Source organism: Pseudomonas sp. CFII64 (assembly GCF_000416235.1).
Lineage (GTDB): Bacteria > Pseudomonadota > Gammaproteobacteria > Pseudomonadales > Pseudomonadaceae > Aquipseudomonas.
The window spans coordinates 431461-446781 of the sequence record NZ_ATLO01000010.1; the positions used below are offsets into that span (position 1 = coordinate 431461).

The 15321-nt window shown below is 57.8% G+C and carries 13 protein-coding genes; 4 read left to right on the forward strand and 9 right to left on the reverse strand.

The features are described from left to right. Position 1: 1 nt before the first annotated feature. The 9 genes from CFII64_RS06855 to CFII64_RS06895 form a co-directional block, all read right to left on the reverse strand. Complete coding sequence (locus tag CFII64_RS06855) at positions 2 to 1393, reverse strand: GntP family permease (protein WP_020290059.1); 1392 nt, start codon at positions 1391 to 1393, stop codon at positions 2 to 4. Between the two features lie 321 nt (positions 1394 to 1714). Continuing rightward, positions 1715 to 3127 (reverse strand): sigma-54-dependent Fis family transcriptional regulator, encoded by a 1413-nt coding sequence (locus CFII64_RS06860; protein ID WP_020290060.1) that lies wholly within the window; start codon positions 3125 to 3127, stop codon positions 1715 to 1717. A gap of 51 nt (positions 3128 to 3178) precedes the next feature. Next, positions 3179 to 4762, reverse strand: coding sequence for an ABC transporter ATP-binding protein (locus tag CFII64_RS06865; protein ID WP_020290061.1), 1584 nt, complete (start codon positions 4760 to 4762; stop codon positions 3179 to 3181). A 1-nt stretch (position 4763) separates the two neighbouring features. After that, entirely contained in the window at positions 4764 to 5786 is a 1023-nt protein-coding gene (locus tag CFII64_RS06870) for an ABC transporter permease (RefSeq protein ID WP_020290062.1), read from the reverse strand. Then, positions 5786 to 6862 carry a microcin C ABC transporter permease YejB gene (locus tag CFII64_RS06875; RefSeq protein ID WP_020290063.1) on the reverse strand — a complete coding sequence of 359 codons (1077 nt, stop codon included), beginning with the start codon at positions 6860 to 6862 and terminating at the stop codon, positions 5786 to 5788. Before CFII64_RS06875 ends, CFII64_RS06870 begins: the two co-directional genes overlap by 1 nt. Further along, on the reverse strand, positions 6863 to 8731 hold the full coding sequence (locus CFII64_RS06880) for an extracellular solute-binding protein (RefSeq protein WP_020290064.1): 1869 nt from the start codon (positions 8729 to 8731) through the stop codon (positions 6863 to 6865). 388 nt (positions 8732 to 9119) lie between these two features. Continuing rightward, positions 9120 to 9401, reverse strand: coding sequence for a peptidylprolyl isomerase (locus CFII64_RS06885; RefSeq protein WP_020290065.1), 282 nt, complete (start codon positions 9399 to 9401; stop codon positions 9120 to 9122). 203 nt (positions 9402 to 9604) lie between these two features. Continuing rightward, positions 9605 to 10687, reverse strand: a complete 1083-nt coding sequence (locus CFII64_RS06890) for a 3-deoxy-7-phosphoheptulonate synthase (RefSeq protein ID WP_020290066.1) — start codon at positions 10685 to 10687, stop codon at positions 9605 to 9607. 614 nt (positions 10688 to 11301) lie between these two features. Further along, a complete protein-coding gene (locus CFII64_RS06895) occupies positions 11302 to 11535 on the reverse strand; it encodes a DNA-binding protein (protein WP_020290067.1) in 234 nt (77 codons plus the stop codon). A gap of 81 nt (positions 11536 to 11616) precedes the next feature. Between CFII64_RS06895 and CFII64_RS06900 the strand changes: the two genes are divergently transcribed. The 4 genes from CFII64_RS06900 to pgsA all read left to right on the forward strand — a co-directional run bounded on the left by CFII64_RS06900 (position 11617) and on the right by pgsA (position 15230). Beyond that, positions 11617 to 11985, forward strand: a complete 369-nt coding sequence (locus tag CFII64_RS06900; protein ID WP_020290068.1) for a helix-turn-helix domain-containing protein — start codon at positions 11617 to 11619, stop codon at positions 11983 to 11985. A 182-nt stretch (positions 11986 to 12167) separates the two neighbouring features. After that, entirely contained in the window at positions 12168 to 12812 is a 645-nt protein-coding gene (gene uvrY, locus CFII64_RS06905) for a UvrY/SirA/GacA family response regulator transcription factor (protein WP_020290069.1), read from the forward strand. A gap of 1 nt (position 12813) precedes the next feature. Continuing rightward, positions 12814 to 14637: an excinuclease ABC subunit UvrC gene (uvrC, locus tag CFII64_RS06910; protein ID WP_020290070.1), complete on the forward strand. Its 1824-nt coding sequence runs from the start codon at positions 12814 to 12816 to the stop codon at positions 14635 to 14637. Positions 14638 to 14669: 32 nt separating this feature from the next. Beyond that, entirely contained in the window at positions 14670 to 15230 is a 561-nt protein-coding gene (gene pgsA, locus CFII64_RS06915) for a CDP-diacylglycerol--glycerol-3-phosphate 3-phosphatidyltransferase (RefSeq protein ID WP_020290071.1), read from the forward strand. Positions 15231 to 15321 lie beyond the last annotated feature (91 nt).

A 15321-nucleotide genomic window follows, 5' to 3' on the forward strand; every position in this document is an offset into this window, starting at 1 on the left:
CTCAAACGATACCCGTGGCGTAGAACGTGCCGATGACGACGAACACGGCCAGGGTCTTGATAATGGTGATGCCGAAAATATCCCGATACGCCTCGCGGTGCGTGAGGCCGGTGACCGCCAGCAAGGTGATGACCGCGCCGTTGTGCGGCAGAGTGTCCATGCCGCCGCTGGCCATGGCGGCCACGCGGTGCAGCACTTCCAGCGGGATATTGGCGGCGTTGGCCGCACTGATGAAGGTGTTGGACATGGCCGCCAATGCGATGCTCATGCCACCCGACGCCGAGCCGGTTATGCCGGCGAGCAAGGTGACGGTGATTGCTTCGTTAACCAGTGGGTTGGGAATGTTCTTCAGCCAGTCCGCCAGCACCAGAAAGCCTGGCAACGAGGCGATGACCGCGCCGAAGCCGTATTCCGATGCGGTGTTCATGGCGGCGAGCAATGCGCCACTGACCGCGCTTTTGCTGCCTTCGGCCAGACGACTGCGGATCGCGGCGAAGCCGCACACCAACACCATCAGGATGCCCGCCAGCAACGCGGCTTCCACTGCCCAGATCGCGGTCAGCTTGGCGATCTCGGTCTGGATCGGCGTCGCCATGCCCGGCAGCGCGAGGGTGTGGGTTTTGCCATACAACTGGGGAATCCACCAGGTGAACAGCAGGTTCGCCAAGCCCACCAGAAGCAGTGGCGACAGAGCAATCAGCGGATGCGGCAGCTTGATGTCTTCGGCGGTTTCCGGCTCGTTGCGCAGTTCGGTTCCGTAACCTTCACCGGCCCTCTGCGCCTTGTTGCGCTGGCGCTGCAGATAGAGCATGCCGGCGCAAAACACGAAAATCGTACCGATCAGACCCAGCCACGGCGCAGCCCAGGCGGTGGTGTTGAAAAAGGTCGTGGGGATGATGTTCTGGATCTGCGGCGTGCCGGGCAGGGCGTCCATGGTGAAGGAAAACGCCCCGAGCGCGATGGTCGCCGGTATCAGACGTTTGGGAATATCGCTCTGGCGAAACATTTCCGCAGCAAACGGGTAGACCGCGAACACCACCACAAACAGCGAAACGCCGCCATAGGTGAGCAGCGCGCAGACCAGCACGATCACCAGCATGGCTTGCCGAGTACCGAGCACCCCGATGGCAGCGGCAACGATGGCCCGGGAAAACCCGGACAGCTCGATGAGCTTGCCGAACACGGCGCCTAACAGGAATACAGGGAAGTACAACTTGACGAAGCCGACCATCTTGTCCATGAACACCCCGGTAAACGCTGGGGCTACGGCCGAGGGGTCGGTGAGTAATACCGCACCCATGGCGGCGATGGGGGCGAAGAGGATAACGCTGTAACCACGGTACGCAGCAACCATCAACAGCGCGAGGGCTGCCAAGGCAATGATCACACTCATTGAGTGTCTCCTGGCCTGGGACTACAACGAACTCAGAGGCTGCCGAGGGCACTCTGCATGGATCGCTGAATCCGGTCGGCATATTGTTATTGTTTTCGGCAGCGGCGAGGGCCGCGTACTGGGTATAGCGGGTTTCATGCCATATCGCTAAGTGATTGTTTTATATTGATAATTTACAGTCCGGAACGACAAATTGCCGATCCGGGTCTCTTTATGGAGACAGATTGTCAGCAAATTTCAGCGTTGGCTGGCTCAGATGGCAGCAAATAGTGGCCAAAAGGATGGATCTGGGCCGAGTCTCAATAAAGAGATCTAGTCTCTCTATTGAGACTCGGCAATCCCCAACGCCGCCATCTTCTTGTACAGCGTCGAACGGCCCAGGCCCAACTGACTTGCAGCTTCAACCACGCTGCCCGAGCAATTTATCAAGGCCTGTTCGATCAGTTGCCGATCGAAACGCTGTCGCGCCTGGCTGAAGGTCTCGAAGACTGCGGGCTCTACGGTGCCAAAACAGGGCCCCAAGGGAATTATCTGTCCGATTGCCGCGCGAATGTCCCGGGCATTGAGCATCAGTTCATCGCTGAGCAGAGCGGCGCGTTCCAGCACATTGCGCAGTTCCCGGATATTTCCTGGCCACGCGTGCTGCCCGAGTAAGGTCAACGCGCCGCTGTCCAGTTCGTGCTGGCTGTGCAACTCCTCAAGAATCGCTTCACTGAGGGAGGGCAAATCGTCCAGGCGTTCGCGCAAGGGCGGAACCCGAATCGGCAGGACGCTCAGGCGGTAATACAGGTCGGCGCGAAACTCGCCACGTTTGATGGCCGCTTCGAGATCAATCGAGGTGGCGGCAATCAGGCGAATATCGCTCTGAATGACGTCATTGGAGCCTACAGGCTCGTATTCCTTTTCCTGCAATACCCTGAGCAGCTTGCTTTGCAGCGCAAGCGGCATATCGCCGATTTCATCGAGGAACAACGTGCCGCCCTGGGCGATTTGCAGTTTGCCCGGCCGCCCTTTGCGGTCCGCGCCGGTGAAGGCCCCCGGCGCGGTGCCGAAGAACTCGGCTTCCAGCAAGGTTTCCGGGATAGCCGCGCTGTTGATGCTGACAAAGGCTTTATGCGCCCGAGGCGACGCGCTGTGAATGGCATGGGCAAGCAACTCTTTGCCAGTGCCGGTCTCGCCGAGCAGCAACACCGGCGAGTCGGCACCGGCGCTACGCCGGGCTCGACGCTTGACCTCCAGGCTCGCCGCACTGGTGCCGATGAAATGAGCGAAACTGTATTTAGCCTGGCGCGCCCGCAGTAGCGAGCGAGTGGAGGCCAGTTCTTCCTGCATGCTCAGGTAGCGCTTGAGCAGCGGCGTGAGGGCGTGCAACTCATCGAACAAGGCGAAACCGATGGCGCCGATCAGATCGCCCGACACGTCGTGGATGGGTAAACGCATAACCACCAATGGGTCTTTGGCGGTGTCCATCATGTCCAGCAGGATCGGGCGACCGTTGGTGGCGACCTGGCGCAGCAGGCTGCCGGGGATGACTTTTTCACAGGGTTGGCCCAACGCCGCGCTGGGGTCTTCCAGGCCAAAACGCCGCGCGTAGCGCTCGTTGATCCAGACAATGCGCGCGTCCTTGTCGACGATCACAGTGCCTTCGCTGGATTGCTCGATGATTTCAAACAGCGAACGGATCGCCAGTTGTCGTACCCGCCGATAATCGTGGAGGCTGTCGCTGTCTTTCATGGGGTGTTCCGTTGTTTGTATCCGGCGTCTGGCCGCACAGAATGCCCGTTTTTAATTGAAACCCGGATGCGCCGCCGCCAGCAATTCCCTGGTGTAAGGATGCTGAGGCGCATCGAACACATCATGGCTGGCGCCACGTTCAACGACTTTGCCGTCCTTGACCACAATCAGGTCATGGGCAAGCGCCCTGACCACTGCAAGGTCATGACTGATAAACAGATAAGTCAGCCCGTGTTTTTCCTGCAATTGGCGCAATAGCGCCACCACCTGTTTCTGTACGGTTCGGTCCAGCGCCGAAGTCGGCTCGTCCAGCAGAATCAAGGCGGGCTTGAGCACCAGGGCACGGGCGATGGCAATTCGCTGCCGCTGCCCGCCGGAAAATTCGTGGGGGTAGCGATGACGGCTTTGCGGATCGATCCCGACCTCTTCCAGTACCCGTATCACCTCGACTTCACACTGCAGCGGATCAAGCTCGCTATGAACTTCGAGGCCTTCGCTGATGATCTGCGCCACCGACATGCGCGGGCTGAGACTGCCATAAGGGTCCTGAAACACTACCTGCATCTGTTTGCGCCAAGGCCGCATTTGCTTCTGCGTGAGGCCGTCCAGTGCCTGGCCCTGAAAACGAATACTGCCACGCGATTCCAGCAAGCGCAGGATTGCCTGACCAAGTGTCGATTTTCCCGAGCCGGATTCACCAACGATTCCAAGGGTTTTACCCCTTTCAATGCTCAAACTGACGTCATCCACCGCCTTGAGGTATTCCTTGTGGCGACGCAGGATGCCGCCGCCCAGGGAAAACCAGACGCGCAGGTTGTCGACTTCCAATACTTTTTCACGGCTATCACGTGGCAGTGGTTCGCCAGCAGGTTCGGCATCGAGCAACAGTTTGCTGTACGGATGTTGCGGTGCCTTGAACAGGGTCTGGCAATTGGACTGCTCGACGATTTCCCCGGCGCGCATCACACAGACACGCTGGGCGACGCTGTGCACGAGGTTCAAGTCATGGCTGATCAGCAACAGCGACATGTTCAGACGCTGCTGCAGTTCCTTGAGCAACAGCAGGATTTTGCGCTGCACCGTGACATCCAGCGCGGTGGTCGGTTCGTCGGCAATCAGCAACTCCGGCTCGCAGGCCAACGCCATGGCGATCATCACCCGTTGCCGCTGTCCGCCGGAAAGTTCGTGAGGATAAGCCTTGAGGCGTTTTTGCGGATGCTGGATGCCCACCAGTTCAAGCAATTCGAGGATGCGTTTTTGCGCCGCGCGACCACTCAAGCCTTTGTGTAGCAACAACGTCTCGCCGATCTGCTTGGACACCGTATGCAGCGGGTTCAGCGAGGTCATCGGTTCCTGAAAGATCATTGCGATCTGATTACCGCGCAATTGGCGCAGGGTTTTACTGTTGGCACCGAGCAGTTGCTGTCCACGATAAAGAATACTGCCGGTGCTGACCGTGCCGCTGGTGGGCAGTAATTGCAGGATGGAGTGCGCCGTTACCGATTTGCCCGAACCCGACTCGCCCACCAACGCCAGGCATTCACCGGCGCGGATATCCAGACACAGGTTCTTGACCACGGTCTGGCCGTTGAACGCGACGTTAAGGTCGCGGATTTCGATCAGGTTGTCCGTCATTTCAAGACCTCGGGTCGAAGGCGTCACGCAGCGCCTCGCCAATGAAAACCAACAGCGAGAGGATCAGCGCCAGGGTAAAGAACGCCGTCAGGCCCAACCACGGCGCTTGCAGATTCTGTTTGCCCTGGGCGATCAGCTCACCCAGAGATGCGCTCCCGGCGGGCATGCCGAAGCCGAGAAAGTCCAGAGCGGTCAAGGTCGAAATGGCCCCGGTCAGAATGAACGGCAAGTAGCTCAGCGTGGCATTCATGGCGTTGGGCAGAATGTGCCGCAGAATCACTTTGCGGTCGTTCAGGCCCAACGCCCGTGCGGCTTTGACATATTCCAGGTTGCGCCCGCGCAGGAACTCGGCGCGTACCACATCCACCAGGGCCAGCCACGAAAACAACGCCATGATGCCCAGCAGCCACCAGAAATTGGGTTCGACAAAACCCGACAGAATGATCAGCAGGTACAGCACCGGCAAGCCGGACCAGACCTCCAACAAGCGCTGCCCGATCAGATCCACCCAGCCGCCGTAATAACCTTGCAAGGCACCGGCGGCGATGCCGATCAGCGCACTGATGACGGTCAGTGCCAGGGCAAACAGAATCGACACCCGCGCGCCGAAGATCACCCGTGCCAGCACGTCTCTGGCCTGATCGTCGGTGCCCAGCCAGTTGGTTTCGCTGGGCGGGCTCGGGGCAGGGCGGTTCAGATCGTAGTTGGGTGTGTCATCGCTGAACGGGATCGGCGGAAAGACCATCCAGCCGTCGCCTTTTTTGATCAGCTCGCGCACGTAATCGCTGCGGTAGTCGGGCTGGAAGGGCAGCTGGCCGCCGAATTCCTGTTCGGTGTAGCGCTTGAAGGCCGGAAAATACAGGCTATGCTGATAGCTGAGCAGCAACGGTTTGTCGTTGGCGATGATTTCGCCCCCCAGGCTCAGCAGGAATAATCCGCAAAACAGCCACAACGACCACCAGCCGCGCCGGTTATTGCGAAAACGCTCCAGACGACGCTGGGCCAGCGGAGAAAGTCTGTTCATCAGGCATTCCTCGCGCTGAAGTCGATTCGCGGATCGACCACGGTGTAGCAGATATCTCCGACCAGTTTTATCAGCAGGCCAAACAAGGTGAAGATGAACAGCGAGCCGAAGACCACAGGATAATCCCGAGACACGGCGGCTTCGTAACTCATGCGTCCGAGGCCATCGAGGGAAAAAATCACCTCGATCAGCAGCGAACCGGCGAAAAACACGCTAATGAAGGCCTGCGGGATACCGGCCACCACCAATAACATCGCGTTGCGGAATACGTGGCCGTACAGCACCCGGCGTTCGCTGAGCCCCTTGGCGCGGGCGGTCACTACGTATTGGCGGGTGATCTCGTTGAGAAATGAGTTTTTGGTCAGAATCGTCAGGGTGGCGAATCCGCCGATAACCAGCGACGACACGGGCAGTACCAGATGCCAGAAGTAATCGGCGATCTTGCCCACGGTGCTCATCTCAGCAAAGTTTTCCGATACCAGCCCGCGTACCGGGAACCAGTTAAGCGACGTTCCGCCGGCGAAAACCACGACCAGTAGCATCGCAAACAGAAACGCCGGCATGGCGTAGCCGATGATGATTGCCGTGCTGCTCCAGATGTCGAACTGGCTGCCGTGCTTGACGGCCTTGCGGATACCCAGCGGGATGGAAATCAGATACGTCAGCAGCGTTGCCCATAACCCCAAAGAAATCGAAACCGGCATCTTCTGCAGAATCAGGTCAGTCACCTTGGCGCCACGGAAGAAACTGTCGCCGAAATCCAGCTGGGCATAGCTCTTGAGCATCAGCCACATGCGTTCATGCAATGGCTTGTCGAAACCGTACTGGCGTTCGATTTCCTTGATCAGCTTCGGGTCAAGTCCCCGCGAAGCGCGAGATTGGGATTGATTGGCGTTGATCGATTCGGCCGGTGCGCTGCCGACACTGGCGTTGGCGCCGCCAATGCCTTGCAGTCGGGCGATGGCTTGTTCAACCGGGCCGCCAGGGGCGGCCTGAACGATAAAGAAATTGACCAGCAGAATGCACAGCAAGGTGGGGATGATCAGCAACAGGCGTCGTAATAAATAGCCGAGCATTCACTTCATCTCCGAGGCAATGGCTGAAACACCGCGTTTTGCCGCGAATTGCTCGTTGGTCAGCGGGGTCGGGCTGATTTCCCACCAGGTGTCGATAGCTTCAGCGTTGCTGGCCTGGACTTTTGGAATGCCGAAGCGGTTCCACCAAAGGGTCGATGCGCCCGGCGGATAATAATTGGGAATCCAGTAATAGCCCCATTGCAGGACGCGATCCAGGCAGTGCGCGTAGTCGACCATCGTCGCTTTGTTATCGGCCTTGACCACGCCCTCGATCAAGCTGTCGATGGCCGGGTCCTGCAAGACCATGTAGTTGCTGGAGCCGGGATCGCGGGCGCCCTTGGAGCCGAAGTTGTTGTACAGCTCCATGCCCGGCGACGAAGACACGGAATAGCCGGTGACAATCATGTCGTAGTCCCGGGCCATGACCCGGTTCAGGTATTGCGCGGCATCGATGCGGCGGATCTCGAACGTGACGCCGATCTGCGCCAGGTTGCGCTTGTAAGGCAACAGGATTTTCTCGAAACCGGCCTGACCGTTGAGGAAGGTGAAACTGAGCGGTTCGCCTCTGGCGTTGACCAACTGATCGCCCTTGGGCATCCAGCCAGCTTCCTCCAGAAGCGCCAGCGCCTGAAGCTGTTTGTCCCGGATAAAACCCGTGCCATCGGTTTTCGGGGTGTGGAACACCTCATTGAATGCCTCAGGAGGAATCTTGCCGCGCAACGGTTCAAGAATCTTCAGCTCGGATTCGCTGGGCAATTGCGTCGCGGCCAGGGGCGAGTTGGAAAAGTAACTGTTCTGGCGGATGTACATGTTGCGCATCATCTGCCGGTTGGTCCACTCGAAGTCCCAGAGCATGGCCAGCGCCTGACGCACGCGACGGTCCTGAAACATCGGGCGATCCAGATTGAACACAAAGCCCTGGGAACTTTGTACGGCGCCTTTGGCCAGGTGCGCTTTCTGCAAACGGCCTTCATCCAGCGCCGGGCTGTCGTACAGAATCGAGTAAGCGGTGGCGGAATATTCACGGTTGTAATCGTAGGCACCGCCTTTGAGCACCTGGCGCGCGACGTCGGTGTCGCCGAAATACTCGACGCTGAACGAGTCAAAGTTGTAAAAGCCTTTATTGACCGGCAGGTCCTTGCCCCACCAGTCCGGGTCGCGGGCAAAGGTGATGCTGCGTCCCGGATCAACCTTGGCGACTTTGTAAGGTCCGCTGCCGAGCGGGATTTCAAAACCGCCGCCGCCCGCGAAGTCCCGGTTTTTCCACCAGTGCTCAGGGAAAACCGGCAGCGACGCCAGATCCAGAGGCAGGCTGCGGTTCTCGGCGCTTTTGAAATCGAAGCGAATCTGGGTCGGCGATTCCACCTCGACCGCTTTTACATCCTCAAATTCTGTGCGGTATGACAGGCTGCCCTGGGTCATCAGCAAATCGTAGGTGTAGCGCACATCTTCGGCGGTAATGGGCGTGCCGTCGGCGAAGCGGGCCTTGGGATTCAGAAAGAACCGCAAGGACAAGCCGTCGACGCCACGCTCCATTCTTTGTGCAACCAGGCCGTACACCGTATTGGGTTCGTCGAGCGACTTCACGGCCAGGGGCGAGTACACCATGCCGTTGAGCTGCGAAACGCCGGTGCCTTTGTCGAGATAAGGCATCAGGTGATCGAACTGGCCGATTTCCTGTGCCGAGCGGCGCATGCTGCCCCCTTTTGGCGCGTCTGGATTCACATAGTTGAAATGTTTGAAATCAGCAGGATAGCGCGGCGCCTCACCGTAGACGGTCAAGGCGTGCAGGGGAGCGGCGGACGAAACTTGAAAGCCGGACAGCAAGGTCAGCGTTGCAACGATCAGCGATGAAAAAACAAAACGCATTACTCGAATCCTGGACTGACCTCCGCATGCGGATATCAGAGTTAAGGGTCATGATCGACGAAATGTCTTACACGTTGTCCGACGCGGCACTGGTAGCTACAGGTAAAGACCGCTGCGCTCAAGGTACCGGATACCGGGCACCTTTGTAACCAGATGATGCGTCGATGGCAGCGGCAACATGATGTCACCGGCTGGAGCAGTCACACAAACGACTAAATGGCCAGCATTGAGCAACTGACAACGTTGTTAGCAATTTGCTTGCCGTAAAGCGGGGTCGGGGAAGGCGGGATTGACCCGCGAGAGGAAACAATGGACCAGGAGCAATCGGCGTAAATAAAAACGGCCCGCTTGGGGCGGGCCGTTTTTCAATCATCGCGCGACAGAACAATCAGTCCTGGCGGCTGGTCACTTCCAGCAAGTGATAGCCGAACTGGGTCTTCACCGGACCTTGGACGACGTTCACTGGAGCACTGAAAACTACGGTGTCGAATTCCTTGACCATCTGGCCAGGACCGAACGAACCCAGATCGCCGCCCTGACGGCTCGAAGGGCAGCTCGAGTTGGACTTTGCGACTTCCGCAAAATCAGCGCCGCCTTCGATTTGCGCCTTGAGTTCGTTGCATTTTGCTTCATCGGAAACAAGGATGTGGCGGGCAGTGGCTTTAGCCATGGGAAATTGCTCCTGTTAAAAAAGTGAAAGCCTACCGGATTAAGGGACGCTTTTCCTGAAAAAAGTTCCGGCCGCGTTACGCTGCACGTGACCATCGGCGTCAGGTTGCAGTGTCCCGCATGCCGGGGAAACCCCGTCCCTGCGCACTCGCGTCGTCGCGCCGCGCGGCAAAACCAGCCGTCAGATCATGGCTGTGATTTTTTCTACCTGTAACGCAGCCTGTCAACGGCGTCGCGTAGCAGTTGTTCGGTGTCGTCCCAGCCCAGGCAGCCGTCGGTGACCGAGACGCCGTAACGCAGGGATTCGCTCAACGGCTGGCAACCCTCGAACAAATGGCTTTCCAGCATCATGCCAATCAGCGATGTGTCGCCTTGCAGGCGTTGAGCCAGCACGTCGCGGAAAACATGAGGCTGGCGTAGTGGGTCCTTGCCACTGTTGGCGTGGCTGCAATCCACCATGATGCGGGCGCTGAGCGCATGTTTTTCAAGGCTACTGCGTATCCCGGCCACGCTCTGACGGTCGTAGTTCGGTCCGCCATGGCCGCCGCGCAAGACGATATGCGTGTCGCGATTGCCTTGGGTTTCGATAATCGCCGGATGGCCTTGGCGGTCCATGCCGAAATGGCGGTGTGGATGAGCCGCGGAGCGCATAGCGTCGCTGGCGACTGCAATGCCGCCATCAGTTCCGTTCTTGAAGCCCACAGGCATTGGCAAGCCACTGGCCATTTCCCGGTGAATCTGTGATTCGGTGGTGCGCGCGCCGATGGCGACCCAACCGAGCAAATCGTCGAAATAGCCGGCGGCCATGGGTTGCAGGACTTCCGTCGCAATGGGCAGCCCCAGACGCAACATTTCCCGCATCAAGTGCCGGGAAAGCATCAAACCGCCCGCCATATCATCGCTGCCATCCAGCTGCGGGTCGTAGGCCAGGCCTTTCCAGCCGACAGTCGTGCGCGGTTTTTCCACGTAGGCACGCATCACCAGCAGCATCTGGTCGCTGACTTGCGCGGCCAGATCGGCCAGGCGCTGCGCGTATTCCAGGGCTGAATGCGGGTCATGAATCGAGCAGGGACCAACGATCACCAGCAGGCGCGAATCATCGCCGTTGAGAATCGCGCGTATCGCCCGACGATGGGCGGCGACTTGCTCCGTCAGGGCAAGATCCAGCGGCAGTTGAGACTTGAGCTGCAAGGGGCTGGGCAGGCGCTGGGGCGCCGGGACGCTGTCGAGCACTGTGAGATTGCTGGGCGACAGGTCGGAGGATTTGACTGAGACAGAAGAGTTCATATAAGGCTTCCTGGACTGGCGGGTGCTCCCGCTCAGGTCCTACTGATGTGTTCGACAATTTGCCGTATTGGTTGCGTGCAACTGGCTGCCACCTGTCAGTGACCGATCGGAGGCGGCTGGCTGTCCCGAACGGAGGTTGCTAAATCGCCAGGCGAAGCGGCTGTCGTAACGGTAAGAGGTGCTGTAAGTCATGTCGTATTCCTCGATGGATTTAGTGTTCAGGGACAAAAGTTCAGGGGCTGAAAAAACAAAACCCCCGATCGGGTAGCCGACCGGGGGTAGAGATTTCTCTGGTTGGCGTCCCCGTTAGAGTGGGCGCCAGGTAGGTATCAGGCGCGCCAGTGGCTATACCAATACCCAAAATAAAAGCTGTTCGGGAGATCAATGTTGTCGAGCCCGCCGCACGCGATAACGCACGCCACCGAGCGACCTACGCCGGCAGAGTGGTGCATCGATGAGTTTGGCTGGGACATGGAACATCTCCGTTAAGGTGCTGCGAGCTTACTGCAGCCTGCGGTGCGGATTCAATCAGAAAATCCAATCGAGTTCAGAGGCGCGATCTATCAATAGCCGCTGACGTTCCGGCATCGCTGACGTGTGACGGCAATTTGCCGTCAATCAGCCATTTGCTGAGGTTGCGCTTCGGCAGTTGTCGGAATACTGCCGATCTTCATGCCGAGCAATACCGCGACTTTATGGGCTTCCCCTCGTCGGCCTTTCTTGCGTCCCGCCAGCACTTGATAGGTGGTCGCAGGGTCGATGCTGTTCTCGCGCGCAAACTCTTGAACAGATTTACCTTGTTGTTCTAGCCAGGCCTTGGCTTGTGCAGCGGTACGTATTCCGGGCATAGTTCAAAACCGTTCAAATCAGTTTAATTTATCTAGATTCTACCATTCGTAAGGATGGGGTCAACAGGATTATGCATTCAAATGAGTGGAATTGGTTACCGACTTAGAAAAGAAAGAGAACGACTGGGGCTTTCTCAGCGTGCCTTCGGAGAAATCGGTGGTGTCGAAGCGAACGCTCAAGGCAAATACGAAAGCGGCGATCGTGCCCCCAAGGCCGACTACCTCGCAGCCGTCGCGGCCAAAGGCGTTGATGTGCTTTACGTCCTGACCGGCACGCCGACACCCATCCCTGTCGATAATTTGAGCAATGCCGAGGAGAAGGTACTGGGAAGTTACAGATCGCTACTCAAGGAAGATCAGGATGCTATTCGACGTCTGACCACGACCATGGCCGAGCTGTCCGCGTCCTATGCAATTCATGGCAAACCCGGAAATCGTGATGGCAACTAAGCTTTCCCCCGTAATTGCGGGGTAAAGCCGGGAAATCACGTCGTTCAACGTAATAAGTAGCAAAAAGCTATATCTGCCTTTACCACCTCTATATGAGTCAGACCTCGCTTTAGGCTAGGTCTGACTCACTGTTTTTGCTATGGTGACGAGCATTCGTCATGACCGTTTCGCGAGGTGTCCGCTTGATTAAGGTGCTAGTTGTCGATGACCATGATCTTGTTCGGACGGGCATCACACGGATGCTGGCCGATATAGATGGTCTGCAGGTCGTCGGTCAGGCTGACTCTGGAGAAGAGTCGCTTAAGAAGGCGCGCGAGCTCAAACCCGATGTGGTCCTGATGGACGTGAAGATGCCTGGCATCGGAGGTCTCGAGGCCACTCGCAAAATGCTGCGCAGCCATCCGGAAATAAAAGTCGTTGCGGTGACCGTTTGTGAGGACGATCCATTCCCCACGCGTTTGCTGCAAGCCGGTGCCGCCGGTTACATGACCAAAGGCGCCGGACTGGCCGAAATGGTCCAGGCCATTCGTCTGGTATTTGCCGGGCAACGATACATCAGCCCGCAGATAGCCCAGCAGTTGGCGATCAAGTCATTCCAGCCGCAGGTCAACAATTCACCATTCGATTTGCTCTCTGAACGTGAAATACAGATCGCGTTGATGATCGTCGGTTGTCAGAAAGTCCAGGTGATCTCCGACAAGCTGTGTCTGTCGCCTAAAACCGTCAATACCTACCGTTACCGTATCTTTGAAAAGCTTTCGATCAGCAGCGATGTTGAGCTGGCTTTATTGGCAGTACGTCACGGCATGGTCGATGCCAGCGCCTGAAATGAATCAATCGTTCGATCCCAGTGCATTTCTTTCCACCTGCAGCGGCCGTCCTGGCGTGTATCGCATGTTCGATGCCGAGGCACGCCTGCTCTATGTGGGCAAGGCCAAGAATCTCAAAAACCGCCTCGCCAGTTACTTCCGCAAAACCGGCCACGCACCCAAGACCAGTGCGCTCGTTGCTCGTATCGCCCAGATCGAGACAACGATTACCGCCAATGAAACCGAGGCGTTGCTGCTTGAGCAGACACTCATCAAAGAGTGGCGGCCGCCCTATAACATCCTGCTGCGCGATGACAAATCCTATCCCTATGTGTACTTGTCGGACGGCGACTTTCCGCGCCTGAGCATCCACCGGGGTGCGAAAAAAACCAAAGGTCGCTATTTCGGTCCGTACCCCAGCGCGGGTGCCGTTCGCGAAAGCCTGAGCCTGATGCAGAAGACCTTTCTGGTCCGTCAGTGCGAAGACAGTTACTACAAGAACCGCACGCGTCCTTGCCTGCAATATCAGATCAAGCGCTGCAAGGGGCCATGTGTCGGCCTTGTTGAGCCGCAGGTCTACGCCGAAGACGTTCGTCACTCTGTCATGTTCCTCGAAGGCCGCAGCAATACGCTGACCGACGAACTGAACGCGTTGATGGAAAAGGCTGCCATGAGCCTGGACTTTGAGCGCGCAGCTGAGTTGCGCGATCAGATCGCACTGCTGCGGCGGGTGCAGGATCAGCAAAGCATGGACGGCGGCACGGGCGATGTGGATGTGGTCGCAGCTTTCGTCAATCCTGGCGGCGCCTGTGTGCATCTGATCAGCGTGCGCGGCGGACGCGTGCTGGGCAGCAAGAATTTCTTTCCTCAGGTGGGTATCGAGGAGGAGGTGGGCGAGGTCATGTCTGCGTTCCTTTCTCAATATTTTCTGGGCGGCGTGGATCGCGAGCTTCCAGGTGAAGTCATCGTCAACGTGCTTCACGATGATTTCCCGACGCTGATAGATGCCATCGAAGAGTCTCGTGGTCGCGAACTGATCATCAGCCATCGTGTTCGCGGAACGCGCGCGCGTTGGCAGCAAATGGCGGTTACCAACGCCGAGCAAGCCCTGTCGGCGCGGCTTGCCAACCGCCAGCATGTTGCGGCTCGCTTTGACGCACTGGCGAAGGTCTTGAAGCTCGATGAGCCGCCGCTGCGCCTTGAGTGTTACGACATCAGCCATTCAAGTGGCGAGGCCACGGTCGCTTCGTGTGTGGTGTTTGGTCCTGAAGGGCCGATCAAGTCGGATTATCGACGCTACAACATTGAAGGCATCACCGCCGGCGACGACTATGCCGCCATGCACCAGGCGCTGACCCGACGCTTCAGCAGGCTAAAGGACGGCGAGGGCAAGTTGCCGGACATCCTGCTGGTCGATGGCGGCAAGGGCCAGTTGTCCATGGCGCGGGACGTGCTCAATGAATTGGCGGTGCCTGATCTCATTCTTCTGGGCGTGGCCAAAGGTGCAACGCGTAAAGCCGGTTTCGAGACCTTGTACCTCAACGACGCTGCGCACGAGTTCACCTTGCCGGGAGATTCGCCGGCATTGCACCTGATTCAACAAATCCGGGATGAAGCACACCGTTTTGCAATTACCGGACACCGGGCGCGGCGCGGTAAAACCCGGCGCACTTCGACGCTTGAAGGCGTAGCCGGGGTTGGGCCTACGCGCCGTCGGGACCTGCTAAAACACTTTGGAGGGTTACAGGAATTGTCACGCGCGAGCATTGAAGAAATAGCTAAAGCGCCCGGAATCAGTAAAAAGCTCGCAGAGTCGATTTATGCAAACCTGCACAGCGAGTAGAATGCCCGCTCACCTCGTAGCCAGTTGTGCCGATGAATATTCCTAATCTGATCACCGTTCTACGTGTCCTCCTGATTCCAATCTTCATTTTGCTGTTTTATCTGCCTTATCACTGGAGCTACATGGCGGCCAGTTCGGTCTTCGCTTTTGCGGCGGCAACGGATTGGCTCGATGGATATCTGGCCCGGCGTCTTGAGCAAAGCACGCCGTTTGGTGCGTTTCTGGACCCCGTTGCCGATAAATTGATGGTCGCAGTCGCGCTGGTGTTGCTGGTTCAGGCGCACGCCAATCTTTGGCTGACGCTGCCTGCTGCGGTGATTATCGGTCGCGAGATCGTGATTTCTGCGCTGCGCGAGTGGATGGCTGAATTGGGGGCGAGGGCGCAGGTTGCGGTTTCCAACCTGGGCAAATGGAAAACCGCCGCGCAAATGCTGGCGTTGGTTATCCTGTTGGCGAATCCACCGGCGTTTACTTTTTGGGTGATCGTGGGCTACGTTCTGCTGTTGCTGGCAGCCGGCCTGACGTTATGGTCCATGGTGCAATACATGAGAGCGGCCTGGCCTCATCTGCGAACCACGACAGATAAAAAATAAGTTTTGAATCAAAGGGTTGACGCGGCTATTTGAATCTATAGAATGGCCCCGTCACCAAGATGCGGGAATAGCTCAGTTGGTAGAGCACGAC